Origin of the sequence: Aestuariivirga sp., assembly GCF_020252405.1 — a bacterium.
GTDB lineage: Bacteria > Pseudomonadota > Alphaproteobacteria > Rhizobiales > Aestuariivirgaceae > Aestuariivirga.
Genome location: NZ_JADCDA010000008.1, coordinates 124,858 through 147,765, shown reverse-complemented (window position 1 = coordinate 147,765; position 22,908 = coordinate 124,858). Strand labels below are relative to the sequence as shown.

Below are 22,908 nucleotides of genomic sequence, written 5' to 3'. Positions count from 1 at the left end.
TCATGCTCAAGCCTTGGATCCGGATCATGCCATAAGCTTAGTCAGGCTTGTCGCGCAGCGCACGCTCGCGTGCGCTGGTGTGCTTCGTATTCTGAGTGTCCTGGCGGCTGCCGCCGAACAGCCGCTCGAAGAAGCTTCGGGCGTTGGTCTCGGGGGGCGGCGCGGGCTCTTCCGCCGCGCCCTGGTCATATTGCTGGCCGGTCACCTGGGCGGGTGCTGTCATCGCCACCCGCGGCGCGCCCGGCAGGGGCCGCGGCGTCAGGCCGCGGTGCGCGGGCTCCATCACCTCGCGCCAGATCGTGGCGGGGATCAGGCCGCCCGTCACCTTGTCGGTGGGCGAATTGTCGTCATTGCCAACCCACACGCCGGCGATGAGGTCGCTGGTGTAACCGATGAACCAGGCATCGCGGTAATCCTGGCTGGTGCCGGTCTTGCCGGCGATGTCGAAGCCGGGGAAGGCGGCGCGCGTGCCGGTGCCGCCGGTCACGACGAGGCGCATCATGCGGTTCATGCCATGGAGGTCATTGTCGTCAATCGCCCTTGGAAAGCCGGAGCCATTGCGCTCATAGACGACGCGGCCGTCGCGCGTCCTGATGCGCGTCACCGTATGGGGCGCCACCGGATAGCCGCCGTTGGAGAAGGGCACGAAGGCCGCGGTCAGCTCAAGCGGCGTCACCTCGGAGGTGCCGAGCGCGATCGAGGCGTCGTCCTTCAGCGGCGAAACGATGCCGAGGCGGCGCGCCCCGGCGATGACGGCCTGCGGACCCAGCCGCAACACGAGCTTCACCGAAACGGTGTTGAGCGACAGCGCGAGTGCGGTCTCCAGCGCCACCGGACCCAGATACTTCTTGCGGTAGTTCTCCGGCGTCCAGTTGCCGACTTTGACCGGCTCGTCAACCTCCACCGAGTCCGGCGTGAAGCCGTGTTCGAGAGCGGCCAGATAAACGAAGGGTTTGAAGGCCGAGCCGGGCTGGCGCTTCGCCCTGGTGGCGCGGTTGAACTGGCTCTTCCGGTAGGACTTGCCGCCCACCATGGCGAGCACCGCGCCCGAGCCGTCCAGCACCACCATGGCGCCCTGTGACACCTTGAGCTTCGCGCCCTGTGCGCTCAGCTCCTTCGCGACAGCAAGTTCGGCGCTGGTCTGCAGCGCCGGGTCGATGGTGGTTTCGACCACGAGGGACTGCTGATAGTCCTTGACGAATTCCGGCAGCTGCTCGCCGATCCAGTCGATCACGAAGTTCCTGGCCGGCATGTAGCTGTCGGTCCTGGCCGCGGCCGGATTGGCGATCGCCGCGGCTGCCTCCTCAGCGGTGATGAAGCCTCCGTCCGCCATGCTCTGCAGCACCAGCCTGGCGCGGTCCGCGGCGGCCCGCGGATCGGAGATCGGGTTCGCCGCGCTTGGCGCCTTGACGACGCCGGCCAGCGTTGCCGCTTCGGCCAGCGTCAGCTCCGCGGCGGATTTTCTGTAATAGACCTGCGCGGCCTTCTCGATGCCCATTGCGCCCGAGCCGAAATAGACGCGGTTCAGATAAAGCTGCAGGATGTCGTCCTTCGAATAATGCTTCTCCAGCCACACGGCGAGCACCGCCTCCTGCAGCTTGCGCCCGAGGGTGCGGTCGGGCGAAAGGAACAAATTCTTAGCAAGCTGCTGGGTCAGGGTCGAGCCGCCCTGCGTCAGCCGGCCGGAGCGGTGGTTGACGTAGATGGCGCGCAGCACGCCGATGGGGTCGATGCCATAGTGGCTGCGGAAGCGCCGGTCCTCGATGGCGATGAAGGCATTGGGCACATAGTCGGGCAGGTCCGCGATCCGCGCCTCGTCGCCGTTGAAGGAACCCTGCTCGGCCAGCACCGAGCCGTCATTGGCCAGGATCATGATGCCCGGCTCGCGCTCCGGGATCTGCAGCAGGCCCTGCCTGTCAAGCGTCATCCAGATATAGCTGAAGAGCCCGGCAAACCCCATGCCGGCAATGAAGGCCAGCGTGACGCCGAAGCGGATGACGGGCCACAGGAAGGAACGGCGGCGGCGCGGCGCGCGGGGCGCGGCGGCCGGCTTGGGCGAGGCCCTGGCGGGAGCCTTGCTGCCGCGGCCCTTGCCGCCGCCCGTGGCGGAGAACAGCCGCGGCTCCTCGCGCTGCCCCCGTTCGCCTTTCCTGCCCGACCGACCCATCTCTCCCCCGGACCACCGGACGCGGGCAAGACGAGCCGGGGTTCACCTTACGCAAGGTGAACCCGGGGTCTCCCGCCTGGGAAAATCAATGGTTGCCAATCATGGTGCAATGATGACTGGGACAGCTGCCAAAATGCATCGGACAGCAACCGAAAAGCATCCGGCGGCAACACCAAATGCAACTACATCATCGCGCCGACATGCCAGGGAACATACTCATTGTCGCCATAGCCGAGCTCTTCCGACTTGGTCTTCTGGCCGGACGCCACCTTCAGCATCAGTTCGAAGATCTGCTGGCCCTTATCCGCGATCGGCACACCGTCGAGAATGTCGCCGCAGTTGATGTCCATGTCGTCGATCATGCGGTTGTAAATATCTGTATTCGTTGCCAGTTTTATCGATGGAACCGGCTTGCAGCCATACGCCGAGCCACGCCCCGTGGTGAAGCAAAGAAGGTTTGCGCCGCCCGCCACCTGCCCCGTCGCCGCCACCGGGTCATAGCCCGGCGTGTCCATGAAAACGAATCCGCGCCCCGTCACCGGCTCGGCATAGCGATAAACATGCCGCAGCGTCGTCGAGCCGCCCTTGGCCGCCGCGCCCAGCGACTTCTCGAGGATGGTGGTGAGCCCGCCCAGCTTGTTGCCCGGAGACGGATTATTGTTCATTTCCATATTGTTACGCCTGGTGTAGTCCTCCCACCATTTGATGATTTCGACCAGTTTTTCGCCGGTCTCGCGGTTCGCCGCCCGCCGGGTGAGAAGGTGCTCCGCGCCATAGATTTCCGGCGTTTCCGACAGGATGCCGGTCCCCCCATGCCGCACCAGTATGTCGACTGCCGCCCCGAGCGCCGGGTTGGCCGTGATTCCCGAGTAACCATCTGATCCGCCACACTGAAGCGCCACGATCAGCTCCGAGGCATGGCACGTTTCGCGCGTGACGTTGTTGACGTAGGGCAACATTTCGCGGACCGCCGCAACGCCCGCTGCCACCGTGTTTCGCGTCCCGCCCTTTTCCTGGATCGTCATGGTACGGAAAAGTTCATTCTCTACAACACCATAGGCCTCCTTGAAACGCGGAATCTGGAACCCCTCGCAGCCCAGCCCAACCATCAGCACCCCGCCCATATTGGGGTTGGTGGCATAGCCCCAGGCCGTGCGCTTCAGGATGTCGAAGATCACGCCGCGGTAATCGACGACGCACCCATTGTCCATTTTCAGCGCCACGATGCCATCTATATTTTTGTAATCATTGAGAATTCCGGAGCGCTTCACCTCCTCTGCAATGAACCCCGCCACGGTTGCGGAGCAGTTCACCGAGGTGAGCACGCCGATATAGTTGCGCGTTCCGGCCTTACCGTTGGCGCGGCGGATGCCCTGGAACGTCGCCTGCCGCGCCAGGGGCAGGATGTCCTCCGGCGCCGCATCTTCCGCAAAGGCGTAGTCGCGGTCGAAATCCTGCATGCCGGTGTTGTGCTCATGCACCCAGGCGCCCTTGGCAATGTCCTGCTTGGCAAAGCCGATAATCTGCCCGAATTTCCGCACGGCCTCGCCCGTTTTGATTGCCGCGGATGCCATTTTATGGCCCTTGCCGATGCGGTCCAGCGCGGTGATGCCTTCCGGCGCATCCGCACCCTTGTCGATGGTGTCGATGGCGACGAGAACGTTATCGGCGGGGGAGAGGCGGAGCATGCGGGGCGTTTTCGGCACGGGTGCAATCATCGTGAGGCTCGCTTCAATGTGCGGGGCTTGCCCGCCGTTGGAATATCGCTAACATGTTAGCATGCCAGAGGCCGCCGTCACCTATGATTTCTTGAGCCCGGGCCGCACGGCGGCGAAGGGCGCAACCGCCCGGGTCCATGCCGCGCTGCGCGAGGCCATTGTTCAGCTGGATCTGAAACCGGGTGAGTTCCTCGACAAGCAGGCCATCGCCTTGCGCATGGGCGTATCGCGCTTTCCCGTCGGAGAGGCGATGAACCGTCTCGCCGCCGAAGGTCTCGTCGAGATTATTCCGCAAAACGGTTCGCGTGTTGCGCTCATCAAGATCTCCGATACGCGGGAGAACATGTTCCTGCGCCGGGCGCTGGAGGTGGAGACGGTGCGGCGGCTGGCGCCGCATGCTTCGGCTGCCCTGATCGAACAGCTGGCCAGCAACCTTCGCTACCAGACGGCAGCCGTCGTAGCGAAGGACCTGAAAGGCTTTCACGGTTTCGATCTCGCTTTCCATGCTCTGCTGCAGGATCATCTCGGATTCGAGCGTGTGCGGAACGCCACCGAGACGGCGCGGCTGGGCTTCGACCGCGTGCGGCAACTTCTCAACACACGCCGCCGCCTCGAACTGACACTGGCCGAGCATCAGGCGATTTTTGCCGCACTGGAAGCTCATGACGGCGACGCAGCCTGCAAAGCCATGTATCGGCACCTCGATGCGGTGATGGCGGAACTCGAATCATTCGCGCGCGAAAGGCCCGGGCTTTTCGCCGATCTCAACAGTACGGGAGGAATCGACGCATGAGGAAGCGCATTTTCAAGGCGCCTTCGGGGGAGACCATCTCCTTCACCGAACTTGGCTTTGGGACAGCACCCATCGGCAATCTCTACAAGGCCGTGGACCCGGAAGCCGCCCAGAAGACGCTGGACGCCGCATGGAAAGCGGGCATCCGCTACTACGATACGGCGCCGCTTTATGGCCTCGGCCTAGCGGAAACGCGGCTCAACCGCTTTCTGTTCGGCAAGAAGCGAAAGGACTATGTGCTCTCAACCAAGGTGGGGCGGCTTCTCGAAGTCTGCGATTCCAAGCAGCGCACCGGCATCGGCAAGTTCTTCGATACGCCGGCACGGCGCGAGATCTACGACTACAGCTACGACGGCTTCATGCGGTCGATCGAATTTTCGCTGGAACGTCTCGGCGTGGACTCGATCGACGTGATCTTCATCCACGATGTGGACGTCTTCAACCACAAGACCGTCGCGGCGCGTGACGCGCATGTGAAAACGATCCTCAACAGCGGCATCAAGGCCTTGGAGAAGCTGCGCGGCGAGAAGGTGATCAAGGCCTTCGGCGCCGGCGTGAACGAGTGGGAGGTCTGCGAGATTCTCGCGCGGAATTCCGATGTCGACATCTTCCTGCTGGCCGGGCGCTACACGCTGCTTGAGCAGGACGCGCTCAACTCATTCCTGCCGCTGTGCGAGGAGCGCGGCATCGGAATCGTGCTCGGAGGGCCCTACAATTCGGGAATCCTCGCCACGGGGCCGAAGCCGGGGGCGTGGTACAATTATGATCGGGCTCCCAAGGCCATTCTCGATCGCGCAGCGAGAATCGAAGCCATCTGCAAGCGACACAAGGTGAAGCTGGCGCAAGCTGCCCTGCGCTTTCCCATGCATCACAAGAACGTGGTCAGCGTGATACCCGGCGGGGTCAGCCCGACGGAAGTGGCGCTGAACGTGGCGGCTCTCGACGCAAAGATTCCCAGGGCGCTTTGGAAGGACCTCAAGGCCCAGGGCCTGCTCCATGACGACGCGCCGGTGCCGCGGTGAAAGTTGCGCTCCTCGGGTCGGGCCTGATCGGGCGATCCTGGGCGATGGTCTTCGCCCGGGGTGGACATGAGGTGGTGCTGTGGGACCAGGAACCGGAGCAAGTGGGGAGGGCTCTTTCTCACATCGCGCGCACCCTTCCGCAACTGGCGGAGCAGGGCCTGATCGGGGATGCCGAGCCTGTCCGCCAGCACATCACGGGTGCGGAGAGCCTCGCTGAGGCCTTGACCGGCGCGGCATTCGTTCAGGAGAACATCGTCGAGCGTGCGGAGCCGAAACAGATGCTGTTCGCCGAGGTGGAACGCATTGCCCCCGCTGATGCCATCATCTCCAGTTCGACTTCGGCCATCATGCCGTCAATCATTTTCGGGGCGCTTGCGACACGGCGGCGCTGCCTCGTCTCGCATCCCATGAACCCGCCCCACCTCGCGCCGATTGTTGAGCTGTGCGGAGCGGATTTCACTTCGCCGGATGTGATTGCGCGCACCGGGGAGTTCATGGCCAGCTGCGGCATGTCACCCATTGTGGTGAAACGGGAGATTGAGGGTTTCATTCTGAACCGCCTTCAGCTGGCAGTGCTCAATGAAGCTTTCCGGCTGATCGCCGAAGGCTATGTGACGGCCGGGGACCTGGACAAGACGTTCACGGATGGCCTCGCCCTGCGCTGGAGTTTCATGGGGCCCATTGAGACAATCGATCTCAATGCGCCGAATGGCGTTGCCGACTATCTTGATCGTTATGGTTCCACCATTCGCCGCGTCGGCAACAGCCAGTCCGCCGCCAGGCCGTGGCCTGACGACATGGGCACGAAACTTGACGCGGAGCGTCGCGCCACTGTGCCAAGTGAGAAGCTGGGAGACGCCACGGCCTGGCGGGACCGGCGTATGATGGCGCTTGCCGCTCACAAGCGTGCGCAGGAAAAGAGAACACCGCGCTGAGGCGGCGGTGCGCTGTCAAGTCAGGCCGCCATCAGCTCGGGTGGAGGAGTCTTGGCGCCGGTCATGAAGGCGACCGCATCCGACATGGTGAAGTCCTTGGGGTTGATGACGCAGAGCCGCTTGCCCAGGCGGTGAATGTGGATTCGGTCCGCCACTTCGAAGACGTGCGGCATGTTATGCGAAATGAGAACGATGGGAAGGCCACGGCGCTTCACGTCGAGGATCAATTCCAGAACGCGGCGCGATTCCTTTACGCCCAGTGCGGCTGTGGGCTCGTCCATGATAAGCACTTTGGTACCAAAAGCCGCAGCGCGCGCCACGGCAACGCCCTGGCGCTGCCCGCCGGAGAGCGTTTCGACAGCCTGACCGATATTCTGAATTGTCATCAGCCCCAGTTCCGAGAGCTTCTCGCGGGACCTCTTCTCCATTGTCCGGCGGTCAAGCATGCGGAAGACGCTGCCCAGCCAGCCTTGCATGCGAATCTCGCGGCCGAGAAACATATTGTCGGAAATCGACAGGGCGGGCGACAGCGCGAGATTCTGATAGACCGTCTCGACGCCGGCGAGACGGGCATCCATTGGCAACTTGAAGTGCAATACCCTGCCTTCAAGCCTGATTTCGCCCTCGTCAGGAATGACCGCGCCGCAGATCGCCTTGATGAGCGTGGATTTACCGGCGCCATTGTCGCCGATCACCCCCAGAATCTCGTTCGGATAGAGATCGAAGTCGGCTTTATCGAGCGCGGTGACGCGTCCGTAGCGCTTGACGAGGCCCCGCGCCGTGAGAATGGGAGCCTGTGACATCAGCCAGCTACCTTTCTGATCCATTGATCGACGGCGACGGCGCCAATGATGAGAACGCCGATCAGCAGCCAGGTCCATTGCGCATCGGCGCCATAAAGACGCAGTCCCAGCGAGAACACGCCGACAATCAGCGCGCCGAAAATCATGCCGAGGATGGAACCGCGGCCGCCAAACAATGACATGCCGCCGATCACCACAGCTGTGATCGACTCGATATTCGCGAATTCGCCCGACGTGGGCGATACCGATCCGATTCGCCCAATCAGCACCCAGCCCGCCATACCGCAAATCAGACCCGCCAGGGTGTAAACTGTGATCAACATCCGCTTCACCGGTACCCCGGAGAGCTCGGCAGCATCGGGGTCATCTCCTACCGCATAGAGCCTCCGGCCCCAGGCGGTATAATTCAGCACATACCAGAGAAGCAGCACCAGGCCGAACATGAAGGCGACACCGAGCGTGAACACAGCGCCACCGATATTGATCTGCGCGCCAAACAGCTGCAACAGCGGTGCTTGGGCTTCGATATCCTGGCCACGAATCGTCTCGTTACGGGAATAGATGTATTTGATCGAATTGAACACCTGCCAAGTGCCAAGGGTGACGATGAAGGGCGGCAGCCTCATCACTGCCACCAGCCAGCCATTTATGAACCCGCATAGAGTTCCGCAGGCAAGGCCGCAAAGGATGGAGATTGGCACCGGAATTCCATAGCGGAATGTAAACTGCCCCATCACAACGGCCGATAGCACCATCACGGCGCCGACCGACAGATCGATTCCAGCTGTCAGGATAATCAGCGCCTGCGCCGCGCCCACAATTCCGACAATGGTGATCTGTTGGATGATCAGGGTGAGGGAGTAGGCGTTGAAAAACTTGCCGCCCACCAGAACGCCGAAAATCGCCACTGAGAGCATCAGCACAATCAGCGGTACGGCCGCCGGACTGGCATGCAGAAACTGCTGGAAGCGCCGGATGGCCGAATCGCCGTCGCGGAAATGCACGACAGCGCTGTCGCTTTGTTCCAGTGTCTTTTCGAATTCCTGCGATTGCGTCATGGGCTTAACCCCTTCCCGCCGCGGCTTGCCGGTGGTTTCCGCCTGAACCGTTTCCTGTTGTCGCTGCAACGAGGGCGGCCGCGAGGGCCGCCCTCCTGAGTTCTATCAGAGCTTATCAGACAAGCTGTGGGGTATCAGCCCCAGCAGAGTTCCAGACCCTTTTTGGTGTCGATGGAGGGCACGCCGTCAACCGGCTTGTCGGTGATCAGCTGAACGCCGGTATCGAAGAAGTTCTTGCCTTCAGTGGCCTTCGGCTTTTCGCCAGTGTCGGCGAATTTCTTGATGGCCTCGACGCCCATTGAGGCCATGAGCAGCGGGTATTGCTGCGACGTGCCGCCGATAATGCCGGCCGCGACATCCTTGACGCCAGGGCAGCCGCCGTCAACCGACATGATCAGCACCTGATTTTCCTTGCCCACGGCCTTCAGGGCCTCATAGGCACCGGCGGCTGCAGGTTCGTTGATCGTGTGAATCACGTTGATGTCGGGGTTGATCTGGAGAAGGTTTTCCATGGCCTTGCGGCCGCCTTCCGGATTGCCGTTCGTGTAATCGTTGCCGACGATGCGCGGGTCGGTTTCATCGCCGATGACGTTCGGGTCCTTCACGTCGATGCCGAAGCCCTTCATGAAGCCCTGGTTGCGCAGCACGTCAACCGTGACCTGCTTGGGATTGATATTGAGGAAGCCAACCTTGGCATCCTTCGCGGCATCGCCGAGCTTGGCCTTGGCATAGGCGCCGATGAGGAAACCAGCCTGGAAGTTGTCTGTCGCCATGGTCTGGTCAGCGGCGTCAATCGGCTCAAGCGGCGTGTCAAGAGCGATCACCAAGATACCGGCGTCACGCGCCTTCTTGATCGATGGCACGATGGCCCTGGTGTCGGACGGAGTGATCAGGATGCCCTTCGCCCCATCGGCCATGCAGGTTTCGATCGCCGCGACCTGGCCTTCATTGTCGCCATCGTCCTTGCCGGCATAGGTCTTGAGATTGATGCCCAGCTCCGCGGCCTTGGCCGTGGCGCCCTCACGCATCTTGACGAAAAACGGATTGGTCTCGGTCTTCGTGATAAGGCAGGCACCGACTCCGGCGTGAGCCTCCCCGGCGCTGAACAGCGCCGTGGCAGCGGCGCCCAAGAGAATGACTTTCAATGACGACTTCACGTTGGATCCTCCCATTTATGCGTGCCCCTGATCGGGGCCTCTGAACTGACGACTGGGTTCTTAGGTCAGGTCCGGCACTGGGAATGGTCTCCCTAACCGATCCTCAAGGTATAAGAGTGCAAGACGGGGTATGAGTCAATAAATAAAGCTGCGTGACTTATCCATTGACTCCAGGTTCCATTGCTGGAAATCTTACTCGCGCATGATCCGCAAAAGTGGAACCGATTCTGCGAAGATATCATGCTCAAGCTATTGACTTCGCTCATGTTTTTTCGTTGAAGCGATTCCGCTTGAACGGAGCATGTGCTAGCCCAGATCGACGGACGGAGCGGAAAAATCTACCGTGGCAGCAGATTGGGGCACCCCGGGAAGGCATAGCCTGGAGGGAACGCCGCTGACGCGGGGTACGACACAGCGCGGTGCGAGGCTCTACAACGAGCGGTTGATCCTCTCCCTCGTCCGGCTGCACGGCCAGCTGCCCAAGGCGGAAATGGCGCGGCTGACAGGGCTTTCGGCCCAGACGGTGTCGGTGATCGTGCGGCAGCTGGAGGCGGACGGGTTGCTGCGGCGCCGCACGCCGCAGCGCGGCAAGGTGGGCCAGCCGCTGGTGCCCTTCGAACTGGATTCAAACGGCGCCTTTTCCATCGGCCTGAAGGTGGGGCGGCGGTCTGGCGACCTCATGCTGCTCGACCTGGCCGGCCGTGTTCGCCACACCATCCATCGCCCCTATACCTTCCCATCGCCGGCCGAACTGATGGGCTTCGTGAAATCAGGGGTTGAAGAACTCGTGTCCGGACTCGACCGGGAGCAGCGCGGGCGCATCAGCGGCATGGGCATTGCCGCCCCTTTTGAGCTGTGGAACTGGGCGGAGGATGTCGGTGCGCCGTCCGACGTGCTGATGGCATGGAAGGGCTTGGACCTGCAGGCGGAGATCGCCAAGCTGTTCTCCTGGCCCATCCACTTCTGCAACGATGCCTCTGCCGCCTGCGCGGCGGAGCTGCTCTTCGGCAGAGGCCGTGACTTGCAGGATTTCGCCTATTTCTACCTGGGTTATTTCATCGGCGGCGGCGTGGTGCTGAATGGCAGCCTCTATCTTGGTCGGCATGGCAATGCCGGGGCGCTCGCGTCATTCCCGATAACGTCCGAACGGGGCCAATCGGCGCAGCTGGTGCACTCGACCTCGCTTGCCGCCCTTGAGCGTGACATCCATCGCGATGGCGGTGACCCGGAACTCCTGTGGCGCGACCTTGGGGATTGGAAGGGGGCGGGCCCCGCGCTTGACCGTTGGCTCACCCGCGCAGCGCTTGACGTGGCCGCCGCCGCGGTCGGCGTGATGGCGGTGCTCGACTGTTCAGCCATCGTCATCGACGGCGCAGTGCCGCTCCGCGTGCGGACCCGCTTCGTGGACGAGGTGCAGAAGGCTCTGACCCGCGTCGACCATAAGGGACTAGCCGAATTCCCGGTGCTCCAAGGCACGGTCGGCGCGGATGCCCGCGCGCTGGGAGCTGCAAGCCTGCCGCTGTTCGACAATTTCATCATCAACCGCAATGTGCTGTTCAAGGAGAAGGCCTGATGCTCAAGGGAATCGATCCGCTGCTGAGCCCCGATCTCCTGCGCGTTCTGCGCGCCATGGGCCATGGCGACGAGATCGCCATTGTTGACGGCAACTACCCCGCCGAGGAGCATGGCAAGCGGGTGGTGCGCCTCGATGGCCATGGCGCGCCGCGCATTCTGGATGCCATACTCTCGGTGATGCCGGTCGACGACATGACGCCGGAAGCCGTATGGCGGCCGGCGGCCCACCTGGAGCCCATGCGCATGGAACCGGTGTTCGAGGATTTCAGTGCCGTGCTGCTGAAACACGAGCCGAAACAGAAGATCGTGCCACTGGTCGGCGATGAATTTTACAACAAGGTCAAGGCATGCTTTGCCGTCGTCGCGTCAAGTGAACCGCGGCTCTATGGCAATATCGTCGTCAAGAAAGGCGTCATCTATCCGACTTGAAAAGGCAAAAGGCATAGACCGCAAAGAGCGGTCCCCCGTGAATCACTTCCGTACCATTAATTTCGGACTCTGATCGAGGCGTTCGAGGTCCGGCAGATTGTCAGAACAAGCGCAGCGCTGGCGGGGTGGTGTTACGATGGGAGAAGGGTAGAAACACCACATCGTTCGCAGCGGACACATTGCAAAGCTTAACGATTTTTAGATTTATATAAAAATTATATCATTTTCCTGTCCTTCGTGCAAGCTCTGGTACACTCTGGCTTTCCTTATCGATTGCGAAAATCCGGCTTCCTTTTGGCGACAAAGGCCTGCATGCCTTCCTTCTGATCTTCGGTGGCGAACATCGAGAGGAACAGGCGGCGTTCGAAACGCGCCCCCTCTGCAAGGCTCATTTCCTGGGCGCGGTTCACGGTTTCCTTGGCCATCATGACGATGGGGGTGGAAAATGAAGCGACCTTGGCGGCGGCTGCCATGGCCTCGTCCAACAGATTTTCCGGCCGAACGACACGGGCGACGAGGCCGCAACGCTCGGCTTCCGCCGCGTCCATCATGCGGCCCGTGAGGATCAGGTCCATGGCCTTGGCCTTGCCGATAAAGCGCGGCAGGCGCTGGGTGCCGCCCGCGCCCGGCATGATGCCCAGGGTAATCTCGGGAAGCGCAAAGCGCGCGGTTTCCGACGCGATGACGATATCGCACATCATGGCAAGCTCCAGCCCGCCGCCGAGGCAGAAGCCCGAGACGGCCGCAATCACCGGCTTGCGGGTTTCCGCAATGCGCGTCCAGCCATCGAGGAACTTGCCAAGATAGGATTCGACATAGCCCTTCTGCGCCATCTCCTTCACGTCGGCGCCCGCCGCGAAGGCCTTTTCGGCGCCGGTGATCACGGTGCAGCCGATCCCGGGATTCGACTCGAAATCACTCAGCGCCTCATTCAGCTCGGCGATCAGCGCTTCGTTCAGCGCATTGAGCGCCTGCGGCCGGTTGAGGGTCACGAGGCCCACCTGGCCGCGGATTTCGACGATAATGTTCTGAAAGGCCATGGCGTCCGTCCTATGTCTGACAGTGGCGGCAATAGAAGGTTGATCGGCCCGATTGCACAAGCCTTTTGACGGGCGCTCCACAGTTCATGCAGGGCTCGCCCTCACGGCCGTAGACGAGGAAGCGCTGCTGAAACGCGCCTGCTGCGCCATCGGTGTGGGCAAAGTCCTGGAGCGTGGAGCCGCCCGCGGCGATGGCCTCCGCCAGAACCTCGCGCACGTGGCGCATCAATGCATCAAGGCGGGGGTCATGGCCCTTCTTTCTGGCCAGGGTCCGGGCTTTGCGGCGGGGAGACAGCCGGGCGCGGAACAGCGCCTCGCAGACATAGATGTTGCCGAGACCGGCAATGATGCGCTGGTCGAGCAGCGCCGCCTTGAGTGGGGCTGCCTTGCCGCGGAAGCATGCGGCCAGATAGCCCACGTTGAATTCGTTGCCGAGCGGTTCAACGCCGATGCCGGAAAGCAGCTTATGACTGCCGGCCTCCGCTTCCGGGAAAAGATCCATGATTCCGAAGCGGCGCGGATCGGTGTAGACCACATGCGTGCCGTCATCGAGCGCAAGCACCACGTGATCATGCGGCCCGTGCCCCGCTTCGCCGGTTGCGGATTCGAAATAGAACTCACCGAGGCTCCGCGCCTGCTGACCCTGCAACACGGTGAAGCGCCCGGTCATGCCGAGATGGACCAGCAGAACCTCGCCCGAGTCGAGGCCGGCCAGAATGTATTTGGCCCTGCGCCAGAGTCCTGTGACCCGGCTTCCCGCCAGCCTTTCGGAAAAGCGCGGAGGGAAGGGAAAGCGCAGGCCCGCCCGCCGCAGGGTGACTCCCGCGATGCGGCGGCCTTCCAGCACGGGCTTCAACCCCCGCATGACGGTTTCGACTTCCGGAAGCTCAGGCATGGCCTTCTTAGACCGTGCCGGGGTGGCGATGGCAAGCCATGCGCGGGGCTCTTTTCAGGGCTCCCGATAGCGGGCATAAGCGGCGCGCTTCCGATCAAGAGGGGTCCTGATGTCCAATTTCGTCCCGCGCGTTTTTTCCGGCATGCAGCCGACAGGTAATCTGCATCTCGGCAATTACCTGGGGGCCATGCTGAACTGGATCCACATGCAGGACACGCATGAGTGCATCTACTGCGTGGTGGACATGCATGCGATCACGGTTTGGCAGGATCCCAAGGAACTGCGCCGCGCCATCGTCGATGTCACGGCGGCCTATCTCGCTTGCGGCCTCGATCCCGGGAAAAGCATCATCTTCAACCAGTCACAGGTGGCGGAGCACGCGGAACTCGCCTGGATTCTCGGCTGTACCGGGCGCATCGGCTGGCTGAACCGCATGACTCAGTTCAAGGAGAAGGCCGGCAAGGACAAGGAGGCAGCCTCCGTCGGCCTCTACACCTATCCGGTGCTGATGGCCGCGGATATCCTCGGCTACCATGCAACTCACGTTCCGGTGGGCGAGGACCAGAAGCAACACCTCGAACTGGCGCGTGACATCGCCAACAAATTCAACCTCGACTATAGGGAGGCGATCGAGGCGGCAGGCTTCGCCGATGGCACGTTCTTCGTGCCGCCCGAGCCCTACATCACCGGCCCCGCGACGCGTGTCATGAGCCTTCGTGACGGGACCAAGAAGATGTCGAAGTCGGACCCCTCCGACCTGTCGCGGCTGAACCTGACGGATGATGCCGACACCATCGCCAGGAAGATCCGCAAGGCCAAGACCGACCCGGAGCCATTGCCGAGCGAAGCGGAAGGCCTCAAGGGCCGCCCCGAAGCCGACAACTTGACCGGCATCTATGCCGCCCTTTCCGGCGAGAGCTTGGACAAGGTGCTGGGCCAGTATGGCGGCGGCCAGTTCTCAGCGTTCAAGAACGCCCTCGCCGATCTCGCGGTTGCCCGGCTTGGCCCGGTTGGCGAGGAAACCAAAAGGTTGCAGGCCGACCGGCCCTATGTCGAAAGCGTGTTGAGGGATGGTTCCGCGCGGGCCCGGGCGATTGCCGCGCCCATCATGCGCAAGGCGCGCGAAATCGTGGGTTTCATCGTTTCCTGACAGGCTGAGATGGCGTGCCGCGCCGGAACAGTTTGAAATGATTCTAAACTCGGGCTATGTAATTCCCGAGCAGAGGAATCGGACATGTTCATCCAGACGGAAGCCACCCCCAATCCCGCCACGCTGAAATTCCTGCCGGGCAAGCCCGTGCTGCCCGGCATTACCCGCGACTACCGGGATGCAGAGGCCGCAGCGGAGTCGCCGCTCGCCCAGAAGCTCTTCTCGGTGAATGGTGTTGTGGGCGTATTCCTCGGACAGGACTTCATAACCGTCACCCGGTCGGGTGCGGAATGGCAGCACATGAAACCTGCGATTCTCGGCTTTATCATGGACCATTACCTCTCCGGCGCGCCGGTGCTGCTTGGCGAAGCGCTGAAGGCCGAGGCTGCGGACGGGGAATTCTTCGAGGAAGGCGACGCCGAGGTGGTGAGCACCATCAAGCAGCTGCTGGACACGCGGGTGCGTCCGGCCGTGGCGCAGGACGGTGGAGACATTACCTTCCACGGCTTCCGCGAAGGCGTGGTCTATCTCAACATGAAGGGCTCTTGTGCCGGCTGTCCGTCTTCCACCGCCACGCTGAAGCACGGCATCGAGAACCTGCTCCGCCACTTCGTCCCGGAAGTGAGCGAAGTCCGCGCCGTTTGACCTTTGGACCCGGGGCGGCCTATCACGCCGCCCCATGAAGATCCTCAGCCTCGATGCCGCGATGGCCGCCTGTTCTGCCGCCGTGATCGACACGGAGGTTGCGTTGCCGCTGGCGGCTGCCCTCGTGGAGATGGAACGCGGCCACGCCGAGGCCCTGCCTTCCATGGTGGCGGAGGTAATGGCATGTTCCGGCCTCGCCATGTCTCAGATCGACCGAGTTGCCGTGACCACTGGCCCCGGCGCCTTCACCGGTGTACGCATCGGGCTTGCCATGGCGCGCGGGCTGGGGCTGGCGCGCGGTATTCCGGTGATCGGCATCGACAGCCTGTCGGCCATCGCCGCGAACGAGACTGCACGATCTCATCTGCTCGTCGTTTCGGATGCACGCAATGACGAAGTCTATGCCGCCCTGTTCGATGCCGACCGCAAGCTGATCATGGGACCGCAGGTGGCGGTTGCGGCTCATGTTGCAGCCGGATTGCCGGGCAAGACGGTCGTGCTGGGGACGGCGGCCCGGTCCGCGGTGGCGGCAAGCGGGCGCGGTGACCTCATACTTTCGCAAGCTTTTCCGCTGCCGGTTGCGTCGCGGTTCGCAAGGATTTATGCCGGAGCCGCCGCAGGCAACAGGCCTGCCCCGCTCTATTTGCGGACGCCCGACGCCAGGCCGCAAGCGGCAGGACTGCGAAAGTTCAAAGCGATGAGGATCGAGCCGGCAGGACTTGCGGCGGACGGGCTTCTTGCCGCGCTGCACGGCGAAAGCTTCGATGACGGTTGGAACGCACAGACCTTTGCGGAGATGCTGTCAACGCCTGGAACGGAGGCGGCGCTCGCGCATGATGGCGGAGACCCTCTTGGCTTCATCGTCACCCGCCAGGCCCTGGATGAGGCGGAAATCATCGCCATTGGCGTGCGTCCCGCCGTGCAGCGGCGCGGCGTTGCACATCAGCTTTTGGCGTGGCAGCTGGCAGTTCTGGCAGCGCGGGGGGTTCGCCACCTGTTCCTGGAGGTGGCGGCATCGAACCTGCCGGCACAAGCGCTCTACACCGGTTCGGGCTTTGCCGAAGCGGGCCGCCGCAAGGGTTACTACAAGCGTCATGGCGGCTTTGAGGATGCCATCGTATTGCGCCGCGAGCTTCACCCGTGAACCGGTTCCTTCAGGGTGTGGCGCTGATCCTGTTCGGCGTGCTTACCTTGCCCCTGATGGCGCTGCAGCAGCTGTTCGTTTGGCTGTGGCCGGGAATGGCAAAGGCCTTGCCCCTGCACTATCATCGCCTTGTCTGCCGCATGCTTGGCGTGAGGGTGGAAGTGGTCGGCAGGTTGCCGGAGCAAGGGCCGCTTCTGGTGGCGGCAAACCATGTCAGCTGGTTGGACATTGTCGTGCTGAGCGCGGTGGCGCCGGTATCTTTCATTGCCAAGAAGGAGGTTGCGGGGTGGCCTTTCTTCGGAAGCCTTGCGAGGCTGCAGCGCACCGTCTTCGTGAACCGTGACCGCCGCCATGCCACCGGTGGCGCGCGTGACGAGATGCGGGAGCGCCTGAAGGCGGGCGACATCCTCGTGCTGTTTGCCGAGGGCACCTCGGGCGATGGGCGCAGCGTACTGCCCTTCAAGAGTTCCTTCTTCGGCGCCGCCGAGATTCCTGGCGTTGTCGTACAGCCGGTGACGTTGGCCTATTGTGGCCACCGGAACCTGCCGATGAACCGCCGCCTTCTTCCCTCCTACGCCTGGTATGGCGATATGGAGCTCATCCCGCACCTGCTGGGCGCCGTTAGCTCCGGCCCCATCGAGGTAAAAATCATCTGCCATAAGCCCCTCTCACCGAGCGGCGAGCTGAATCGCAAGGCGCTTGCCCGTCATGCCGAAGAGGAGGTGCGCCGCGGCCTCGTCCTGGCGCTTCACCGCGGAGCGAAAATCCGCTAGAGGAGGTTTCGGTTCGGTGGAATCGAAACCTGCTCTATCTCTTTGTTTGGTCGCATTTTCCAAGGTCAACCGGTTTCCACTTGACCGTAAAATGCCCGAGAGGCCTCCGCCCATGGACAACGCCCTGAAGAAGGTCTTCATCAAGACCTATGGCTGCCAGATGAACGTCTATGACAGCGAGCGCATGCGCGATGTGCTCGGGCCCCTGGGCTATGCCGATACGGCAACGCCGGAGGGGGCGGACCTGATCATCCTCAACACCTGCCACATCCGCGAAAAGGCCGCCGAGAAAGTCTATTCGGAACTGGGCAAGATCCGGCGGATGAAGCGCGCGCGGGCGGAACTTGGGGCCGAGATGCTGATAGCGGTCGCCGGATGCGTGGCCCAGGCTGAGGGCGAGGAGATTGTGAGGCGTGCCCCGGCCGTTGATTTGGTGTTCGGCCCCCAGACCTACCATCGCCTGCCGCAGCTGCTGGCCCGGCGGAGCGCGTCGGGCAGGGCGGTGGTCGAGACCGAGTTCCCCGCCGCGGACAAGTTCGGGGAGCTCGATTCCAAGGCGCAACCGCGCAAGGGGGTTACCGCCTTCCTCACCGTGCAGGAGGGCTGCGACAAGTTCTGCAGTTTCTGCGTGGTGCCCTATACGCGCGGTTCGGAGTTCTCCCGCCCGGTGGCGCAGGTCGTGGAAGAGGCGCGGCGCATGGCCGGGCAGGGGGTCAAGGAATTCACGTTGCTCGGCCAGAACGTCAATGCCTATCACGGTATGGACGACCGGGGCCGCAGCCTGGGGCTGGCGGGCCTCGTCGCCGAACTGTCACGCATCGAAGGTATCGAACGGCTGCGCTACACGACGAGCCATCCGCGGGACATGACGGACGAGCTGATTGCCGCCCACGCCGAGAATCCGAAGCTGATGCCCTACCTGCATCTTCCGGTGCAATCAGGTAGCGATACGATACTGAAGTCGATGAACCGCGGACATACAGCTGAATTCTACCTTCGCTTGATCGAGAAGTTCCGCGCGGCAAGACCAGATCTTGCAGTTTCTGGCGACTTTATTGTCGGTTTTCCGGGCGAAACGGACAATGATTTCGAGTCGACACTGAGTCTCATCCGCGAGGTCGGATACGCCAGTGCCTTTTCGTTCAAATACTCGCCCCGGCCGGGCACTCCGGCGGCGGAGAGCGCGAAACAAATACCTGAAGCTGAGAAGTCAGTTCGGCTGCAGGAGCTGCAGGCGCTGGTCCATGCCCAGCAGACCGCGTTCAATGGAGCGATGGTGGGCCGCACCCTTTCCGTTCTGCTCGAAAAGCCCGGACGCGACGCTGGCCAGCTGGTCGGTCGATCGCCCTATCTCCAGTCCGTCCATATTCAGGCAGAACCCGGGCTTATCGGAATGATCGTGGATACCCACATATCGGGCGTTGGATCCAACAGCCTTTCGGGCCATTATGCCGGGGCAGTCTAAATACGGAGAAGTCATTCCTTGAATCCGCCCGTCACTGCGGCCCAGATCGGCAGCCATGCATCCGGCTCCCGGCAAGAAGAGTCGGATATTCTCACCCTTTCCTTCGACGATAACCGGTTGTTATTGTTGCTCTGCGGCGAACATGACGAAAATCTCGCCGTGCTTGAGCACCGGCTCAGCGTCGATATCACGCCGCGCGGCAACCGCCTCGCCGTGCGCGGCAGTGATTCGGGCCGCAACGCGGCGCGCGACGTGCTGATGGCGCTCTATAATCGCGCCAGACGGGGTCTCGACATCACCAAGGGCGAGGTGGATGGTGCAATTCGCATGCGCGAAGCCCAGGAAACCAATGTTCCAGGCGGGGCCATCCGCACCCGCCGCAAGCTGGTCACGCCGCGCACCCCCACGCAGGGCGCCTATATCGAGGCGATCCGCAAGCATGAGTTGGTCTTCGGCATCGGGCCAGCGGGCACCGGCAAGACCTACCTTGCCGTGGCCTGCGCCGCGGAAGCGCTGATGAACGGCGAGGTGGACAGGATCGTCCTGTCGCGCCCGGCGGTGGAGGCCGGCGAGCGCCTGGGCTTCCTGCCCGGCGACATGAAGGAGAAGGTGGATCCCTATCTCCGGCCCCTTTACGACGCTCTTTACGACATGATGCCGGCGAGCCTTGTGGCGAAGGGCATTGCCGAAAACCAGATCGAGATTGCGCCGCTTGCCTTCATGCGCGGTCGAACGCTTTCCGCCGCGTTCATTATTCTCGACGAGGCGCAGAACACCACGCCGCAGCAGATGAAGATGTTTCTGACCCGGCTTGGCGAGGGCAGCCGGATGGTGGTGACGGGCGATCCGACGCAGGTCGATCTGCCGTCCGGAATCTCATCGGGTTTGCCGGATGCGGTGGGCGTGCTGAAGGGCGTGGCGGGCGTTGCGTCAGTGTGTTTCAGCAATTCGGACATTGTGCGCCATGCGCTGGTCGGTCGCATCGTGGCGGCCTATGACAAGAAGGCGCCGAAGCCGAGGAAATGACCGTTTCCATCGAGGTCGAGGACGATGCCTGGTTGGCCATGGCAGGAATTGAGGAGCTTGCTCATTCGGCTGTCGAGGCCGCCCTCGCGGAAGCCGAACGCAACGGAGGCAATTGGGCCGTCGCCGTGCTGTTCGCGGACGATGCCGGGATCGCCGAGATCAATGCCGAATGGCGCGGCAAGGACACGCCGACCAACGTCCTGTCATTTCCGGCCCCTGACAACATGCCGGTTCCGGAGGGCGAGCCGCGTCCGCTTGGTGACATCGTCCTGGCCCATGGGACGATCGCCCGCGAGGCGGCGGTGCAGGGCAAGACATTGCATGACCACACTGCCCACCTTATTGTTCACGGCACCTTGCACCTCTTGGGCTACGGCCATGAAGGCGACGCCGAGGCTGAAGCGATGGAAGCGCTCGAGACGCGCATTTTGAAACGCCTGGGCATATCCGATCCCTATGAGCGAGACTGACCGCCCGGGCGGCACGGCGCCCTCCGAAACCCTGCGGGAGAGCCTCTGGCAACGCCTGAGAAGCCGCTTTGGCCGCAGCCGGGACGTGGGCCTCCGCGAGAGCCTGGAAGGCGCTATCGAAAGCCACGAGGCGCAAAACCCCGGCGAGACGGTGGGCGAGGAAGCAAAATCGATGATGCTCAACATCATCGAATTCTCGGGCCTCCGCGTCGACGACGTGATGGTGCCGCGTGTCGACATCGTGGCCGTCGACGAGACCGACAGCATGCAGGAGCTGCTGTCAAAGTTCATCGATGCCAACCACTCGCGGATGCCGGTCTACCGCGAGACGCTGGACGGCGTCACCGGGATGATTCACGTCAAGGACTTCCTGCGCTGGATGGCCTCGCGCGGCACGCGCAAGCGGCGCACCGCGAAGTCCGGGAAAATCGAGAAGACCGAGAAGGCGCCGCCGCCCGGCCTCAGCATCGCCGCCGCCGCGCTGTCGACGACGGTGAAGCAGGCTGGCCTCAACCGCGACGTGCTGTTCGTTCCGCCCTCCATGCCGGCCACTGACCTTCTTGTGCGGATGCAGGCAAGCCGCACGCATCTTGCCATCGTAATCGACGAATATGGCGGCACCGAGGGCCTGGTCTCAATCGAGGATCTTGTGGAGGTGATTGTTGGCGACATTGCCGACGAGCACGACACCGAAGAGGATCTCGAAATCAAGCCGGTGGAAGAGGGAATCCAGCTCGCGGATGGACGCGTCGATCTCGCAGAGCTGGAAGCCCTGCTTGGCATCGACCTGTTGCCGGAGGACGAGGAGGAAGAGGCCGACACGCTGGCAGGGCTGATCTTCAAGATCGCCGGACGCGTGCCGACGCGCGGCGAGATCATCCGGCATGAAAGCGGCCTCGAGTTCGAGATTCTTGACTCCGATCCCCGCCGGGTGAAGCGGGTGCGGATCAATGCCCGCAACGTGAGCCCGCCGAATGCCGAGGCCGCAGGCGACGGATCCTCTGGCTGATCCAAAGTTTTGACTGATATTCTAACCTCCTGTAACGTCAGGTTATGGAGGATGGTGAATGACGTCTCGCGCGGCAACGGTGGCGTTTCAGGGCATCGAGGCCGTGCCCGTTGACGTGCAGGCGCACTTCCTGTCCGGGCAAGTCGCCTTCAGCGTGGTGGGGCTTGGCGACAAGGCGGTCGCCGAAAGCCGGGAACGCATCCGCGCCGCCCTCCATGCCATCGGGCTGGCTCTCCCCGGCAAGCGGCTTGTCGTCAACCTCTCGCCTGCCGACCTGCCCAAGGAAGGCAGCCATTTCGACCTGCCGATCACCCTCGCGGTGCTCGCGGCGCTTGGCATTATCCCGCAGGATTTCCTCACCCGCTATGTGGCCATGGGGGAACTGGCGCTCGACGGTGCGCTGATGGCCGTGTCCGGTGTATTGCCCGCCGCCATCGCCGCCAATGGGCGCGACATGGGACTGATCTGTCCGAAGGCCTCCGGGGCCGAGGCCGCCTGGGCAGCGGAGGATGCCGACATTCTGGCGCCGGAAAACCTGATCCAGCTGATCAACCATGTGCGGGGAACGCAAGTTCTGACCCGGCCCAAGCCCGCCGTGGCAGCGGAGACCGAACAACTTCCCGACCTGAAGGACGTCAAGGGGCAGGAGACCGGCAAGCGCGCGCTCGAGGTGGCGGCGGCAGGTGGCCATCACTTTCTGATGGTGGGTCCTCCCGGGGCCGGGAAATCCATGCTGGCGCAGCGCCTCCCCTCAATACTGCCACCCCTGGACTCGCGCGAGATGCTGGATATCAGCATGGTGGCGTCGCTTGCCGGAGAACTGTCGAACGGCCAGCTGTCGCGCCGCCGCCCGTTCCGCGCGCCTCATCACTCCGCTTCCATGCCGGCGCTGGTGGGTGGGGGCCTGCGCGCCAAGCCGGGAGAGATGGCGCTTGCCCATCATGGTGTGCTGTTTCTTGACGAGCTGCCCGAATTTCAGCCCCGCGTGCTCGAGTCCCTGCGTCAGCCCATGGAGACGGGAGAGACGGTCGTGGCCCGCGTCAACTATCACGTCACCTATCCTGCCCGCTTCCAGCTGGTGGCGGCCATGAACCCCTGCAAATGCGGCTTCGCCGGGCAACCTGGCCATATCTGCCGCAATGGCCCGCGCTGCGCGGCCGATTACCAGGCGCGCATTTCCGGCCCCCTCCTCGACCGCATGGACATCCAGATCGAACTGGCGGCGGTGAAGGCTTCAGACCTGAGCCTGCCGCCTCCCAAGGAGGCGAGCGAGGACGTGGCGCGCCGCGTTCTGGCAGCCCGGCAGACTCAGGCCCAGCGCTTCGCCGCGCTCGGCAAGCCCGAATTGCGCACCAATGCCGAGGCGGACGGAGCGTTGCTGGAAGATATCTCCCGGCCCGATCAGCCGGGCCTTACGCTGCTGCGGGACGCGGCGGATGCGATGAAGCTCTCGGCGCGCGGCTATCACCGCGTGCTGCGGGTGGCGCGTACGCTTGCCGATCTGGACCGGCGCGAGCAGGTGGCGCGCATTCACATCGCCGAGGCCCTGAGTTACCGGCAGAAGCTGGCCGCTTTCGTTTCAGCAGCGTGAGGCCGTTTACGGTTTCTTTACCACGTCCATTCGCGCACAAAAC

General features: G+C 63.0%; 21 protein-coding genes. 14 read left to right on the top strand and 7 right to left on the bottom strand.

What is annotated here, in order from left to right; genetic code table 11:
- Window positions 1-37 precede the first annotated feature (37 nt).
- Both IOC69_RS02195 and IOC69_RS02190 read right to left on the bottom strand, forming a co-directional pair.
- The gene (locus tag IOC69_RS02195) at window positions 38-2,167 is read right to left on the bottom strand and encodes a transglycosylase domain-containing protein (RefSeq protein WP_290541880.1); all 2,130 of its coding nucleotides are present in this window, start codon (window positions 2,165-2,167) and stop codon (window positions 38-40) included.
- Window positions 2,168-2,349: 182 nt separating this feature from the next.
- Complete coding sequence (locus IOC69_RS02190) at window positions 2,350-3,885, bottom strand: UxaA family hydrolase (RefSeq protein WP_290541879.1); 1,536 nt, start codon at window positions 3,883-3,885, stop codon at window positions 2,350-2,352.
- A 61-nt stretch (window positions 3,886-3,946) separates the two neighbouring features.
- On the opposite strand from IOC69_RS02190, the gene IOC69_RS02185 reads away from it, so the two are divergent.
- Genes IOC69_RS02185 through IOC69_RS02175 form a run of 3 tightly spaced genes read left to right on the top strand, consistent with a single transcriptional unit; the run spans window position 3,947 to window position 6,635 of the window.
- On the top strand, window positions 3,947-4,678 hold the full coding sequence (locus tag IOC69_RS02185; RefSeq protein ID WP_290541878.1) for a GntR family transcriptional regulator: 732 nt from the start codon (window positions 3,947-3,949) through the stop codon (window positions 4,676-4,678).
- Window positions 4,675-5,700, top strand: coding sequence for an aldo/keto reductase (locus IOC69_RS02180; protein WP_290541877.1), 1,026 nt, complete (start codon window positions 4,675-4,677; stop codon window positions 5,698-5,700). Before IOC69_RS02185 ends, IOC69_RS02180 begins: the two co-directional genes overlap by 4 nt.
- A complete protein-coding gene (locus IOC69_RS02175) occupies window positions 5,697-6,635 on the top strand; it encodes a 3-hydroxyacyl-CoA dehydrogenase (RefSeq protein WP_290541876.1) in 939 nt (312 codons plus the stop codon). The genes IOC69_RS02180 and IOC69_RS02175 overlap by 4 nt, the downstream gene beginning before the upstream one ends.
- A 20-nt stretch (window positions 6,636-6,655) precedes the next feature.
- Here IOC69_RS02175 and IOC69_RS02170 read toward each other — a convergent pair whose 3' ends face one another.
- The 3 genes from IOC69_RS02170 to IOC69_RS02160 form a co-directional block, all read right to left on the bottom strand.
- Window positions 6,656-7,438: an ATP-binding cassette domain-containing protein gene (locus IOC69_RS02170; RefSeq protein WP_290541875.1), complete on the bottom strand. Its 783-nt coding sequence runs from the start codon at window positions 7,436-7,438 to the stop codon at window positions 6,656-6,658.
- Window positions 7,438-8,496 (bottom strand): ABC transporter permease, encoded by a 1,059-nt coding sequence (locus tag IOC69_RS02165; protein WP_290541874.1) that lies wholly within the window; start codon window positions 8,494-8,496, stop codon window positions 7,438-7,440. The genes IOC69_RS02170 and IOC69_RS02165 overlap by 1 nt, the downstream gene beginning before the upstream one ends.
- Before the next feature lie 134 nt (window positions 8,497-8,630).
- Complete coding sequence (locus IOC69_RS02160) at window positions 8,631-9,668, bottom strand: sugar ABC transporter substrate-binding protein (RefSeq protein WP_290541873.1); 1,038 nt, start codon at window positions 9,666-9,668, stop codon at window positions 8,631-8,633.
- Window positions 9,669-9,996: 328 nt separating this feature from the next.
- Between IOC69_RS02160 and IOC69_RS02155 the strand changes: the two genes are divergently transcribed.
- Complete coding sequence (locus IOC69_RS02155) at window positions 9,997-11,226, top strand: ROK family transcriptional regulator (protein WP_290541872.1); 1,230 nt, start codon at window positions 9,997-9,999, stop codon at window positions 11,224-11,226.
- Window positions 11,226-11,657 carry an RbsD/FucU domain-containing protein gene (locus tag IOC69_RS02150; RefSeq protein WP_290541871.1) on the top strand — a complete coding sequence of 144 codons (432 nt, stop codon included), beginning with the start codon at window positions 11,226-11,228 and terminating at the stop codon, window positions 11,655-11,657. The genes IOC69_RS02155 and IOC69_RS02150 overlap by 1 nt, the downstream gene beginning before the upstream one ends.
- 266 nt (window positions 11,658-11,923) lie before the next feature.
- On the opposite strand, the gene IOC69_RS02145 is transcribed toward IOC69_RS02150, so the two are convergent.
- Both IOC69_RS02145 and mutM read right to left on the bottom strand, forming a co-directional pair.
- Window positions 11,924-12,697: an enoyl-CoA hydratase gene (locus IOC69_RS02145; protein WP_290541870.1), complete on the bottom strand. Its 774-nt coding sequence runs from the start codon at window positions 12,695-12,697 to the stop codon at window positions 11,924-11,926.
- Between the two features lie 10 nt (window positions 12,698-12,707).
- Entirely contained in the window at window positions 12,708-13,592 is an 885-nt protein-coding gene (gene mutM, locus IOC69_RS02140) for a bifunctional DNA-formamidopyrimidine glycosylase/DNA-(apurinic or apyrimidinic site) lyase (protein ID WP_290541869.1), read from the bottom strand.
- 109 nt (window positions 13,593-13,701) lie between these two features.
- Here mutM and trpS point away from each other — a divergent pair, with 109 nt between their 5' ends.
- The 9 genes from trpS (at window position 13,702) to IOC69_RS02095 (ending at window position 22,865) form a co-directional block, all read left to right on the top strand.
- Window positions 13,702-14,742 carry a tryptophan--tRNA ligase gene (gene trpS / locus IOC69_RS02135; protein ID WP_290541868.1) on the top strand — a complete coding sequence of 347 codons (1,041 nt, stop codon included), beginning with the start codon at window positions 13,702-13,704 and terminating at the stop codon, window positions 14,740-14,742.
- A gap of 84 nt (window positions 14,743-14,826) precedes the next feature.
- A complete protein-coding gene (locus IOC69_RS02130; protein WP_290541867.1) occupies window positions 14,827-15,387 on the top strand; it encodes a NifU family protein in 561 nt (186 codons plus the stop codon).
- A 34-nt stretch (window positions 15,388-15,421) separates the two neighbouring features.
- On the top strand, window positions 15,422-16,531 hold the full coding sequence (tsaB, locus tag IOC69_RS02125) for a tRNA (adenosine(37)-N6)-threonylcarbamoyltransferase complex dimerization subunit type 1 TsaB (RefSeq protein WP_290541866.1): 1,110 nt from the start codon (window positions 15,422-15,424) through the stop codon (window positions 16,529-16,531).
- Window positions 16,528-17,304: a 1-acyl-sn-glycerol-3-phosphate acyltransferase gene (locus IOC69_RS02120; RefSeq protein ID WP_290541865.1), complete on the top strand. Its 777-nt coding sequence runs from the start codon at window positions 16,528-16,530 to the stop codon at window positions 17,302-17,304. Before tsaB ends, IOC69_RS02120 begins: the two co-directional genes overlap by 4 nt.
- Window positions 17,305-17,395: 91 nt before the next feature.
- Complete coding sequence (miaB, locus tag IOC69_RS02115) at window positions 17,396-18,769, top strand: tRNA (N6-isopentenyl adenosine(37)-C2)-methylthiotransferase MiaB (protein WP_290541952.1); 1,374 nt, start codon at window positions 17,396-17,398, stop codon at window positions 18,767-18,769.
- Window positions 18,770-18,814: 45 nt separating this feature from the next.
- Window positions 18,815-19,795 (top strand): PhoH family protein, encoded by a 981-nt coding sequence (locus IOC69_RS02110; RefSeq protein ID WP_290541951.1) that lies wholly within the window; start codon window positions 18,815-18,817, stop codon window positions 19,793-19,795.
- Window positions 19,792-20,265, top strand: coding sequence for an rRNA maturation RNase YbeY (gene ybeY, locus IOC69_RS02105; protein ID WP_290541864.1), 474 nt, complete (start codon window positions 19,792-19,794; stop codon window positions 20,263-20,265). The genes IOC69_RS02110 and ybeY overlap by 4 nt, the downstream gene beginning before the upstream one ends.
- Window positions 20,252-21,274: a hemolysin family protein gene (locus IOC69_RS02100; RefSeq protein ID WP_290541863.1), complete on the top strand. Its 1,023-nt coding sequence runs from the start codon at window positions 20,252-20,254 to the stop codon at window positions 21,272-21,274. Before ybeY ends, IOC69_RS02100 begins: the two co-directional genes overlap by 14 nt.
- Window positions 21,275-21,332: 58 nt before the next feature.
- On the top strand, window positions 21,333-22,865 hold the full coding sequence (locus tag IOC69_RS02095) for a YifB family Mg chelatase-like AAA ATPase (RefSeq protein WP_290541862.1): 1,533 nt from the start codon (window positions 21,333-21,335) through the stop codon (window positions 22,863-22,865).
- Window positions 22,866-22,908: the final 43 nt, after the last annotated feature.

Bases quoted from the DNA above. Each gene is read 5' to 3' on its own strand.
- IOC69_RS02195 (WP_290541880.1), bottom strand. From the start codon at position 2,167: ATGGGTCGGTCGGGCAGGAAAGGCGAACGGGGGCAGCGCGAGGAGCCG.
- trpS (WP_290541868.1), top strand. From the start codon at position 13,702: ATGTCCAATTTCGTCCCGCGCGTTTTTTCCGGCATGCAGCCGACAGGT.
- mutM (WP_290541869.1), bottom strand. From the start codon at position 13,592: ATGCCTGAGCTTCCGGAAGTCGAAACCGTCATGCGGGGGTTGAAGCCC.
- tsaB (WP_290541866.1), top strand. From the start codon at position 15,422: ATGAAGATCCTCAGCCTCGATGCCGCGATGGCCGCCTGTTCTGCCGCC.
- IOC69_RS02170 (WP_290541875.1), bottom strand. From the start codon at position 7,438: ATGTCACAGGCTCCCATTCTCACGGCGCGGGGCCTCGTCAAGCGCTAC.
- IOC69_RS02100 (WP_290541863.1), top strand. From the start codon at position 20,252: ATGAGCGAGACTGACCGCCCGGGCGGCACGGCGCCCTCCGAAACCCTG.
- IOC69_RS02160 (WP_290541873.1), bottom strand. From the start codon at position 9,668: ATGGGAGGATCCAACGTGAAGTCGTCATTGAAAGTCATTCTCTTGGGC.
- IOC69_RS02185 (WP_290541878.1), top strand. From the start codon at position 3,947: ATGCCAGAGGCCGCCGTCACCTATGATTTCTTGAGCCCGGGCCGCACG.
- IOC69_RS02150 (WP_290541871.1), top strand. From the start codon at position 11,226: ATGCTCAAGGGAATCGATCCGCTGCTGAGCCCCGATCTCCTGCGCGTT.
- IOC69_RS02190 (WP_290541879.1), bottom strand. From the start codon at position 3,885: ATGATTGCACCCGTGCCGAAAACGCCCCGCATGCTCCGCCTCTCCCCC.
- IOC69_RS02095 (WP_290541862.1), top strand. From the start codon at position 21,333: ATGACGTCTCGCGCGGCAACGGTGGCGTTTCAGGGCATCGAGGCCGTG.
- IOC69_RS02145 (WP_290541870.1), bottom strand. From the start codon at position 12,697: ATGGCCTTTCAGAACATTATCGTCGAAATCCGCGGCCAGGTGGGCCTC.
- IOC69_RS02165 (WP_290541874.1), bottom strand. From the start codon at position 8,496: ATGACGCAATCGCAGGAATTCGAAAAGACACTGGAACAAAGCGACAGC.
- ybeY (WP_290541864.1), top strand. From the start codon at position 19,792: ATGACCGTTTCCATCGAGGTCGAGGACGATGCCTGGTTGGCCATGGCA.
- IOC69_RS02130 (WP_290541867.1), top strand. From the start codon at position 14,827: ATGTTCATCCAGACGGAAGCCACCCCCAATCCCGCCACGCTGAAATTC.
- miaB (WP_290541952.1), top strand. From the start codon at position 17,396: ATGCCCGAGAGGCCTCCGCCCATGGACAACGCCCTGAAGAAGGTCTTC.
- IOC69_RS02180 (WP_290541877.1), top strand. From the start codon at position 4,675: ATGAGGAAGCGCATTTTCAAGGCGCCTTCGGGGGAGACCATCTCCTTC.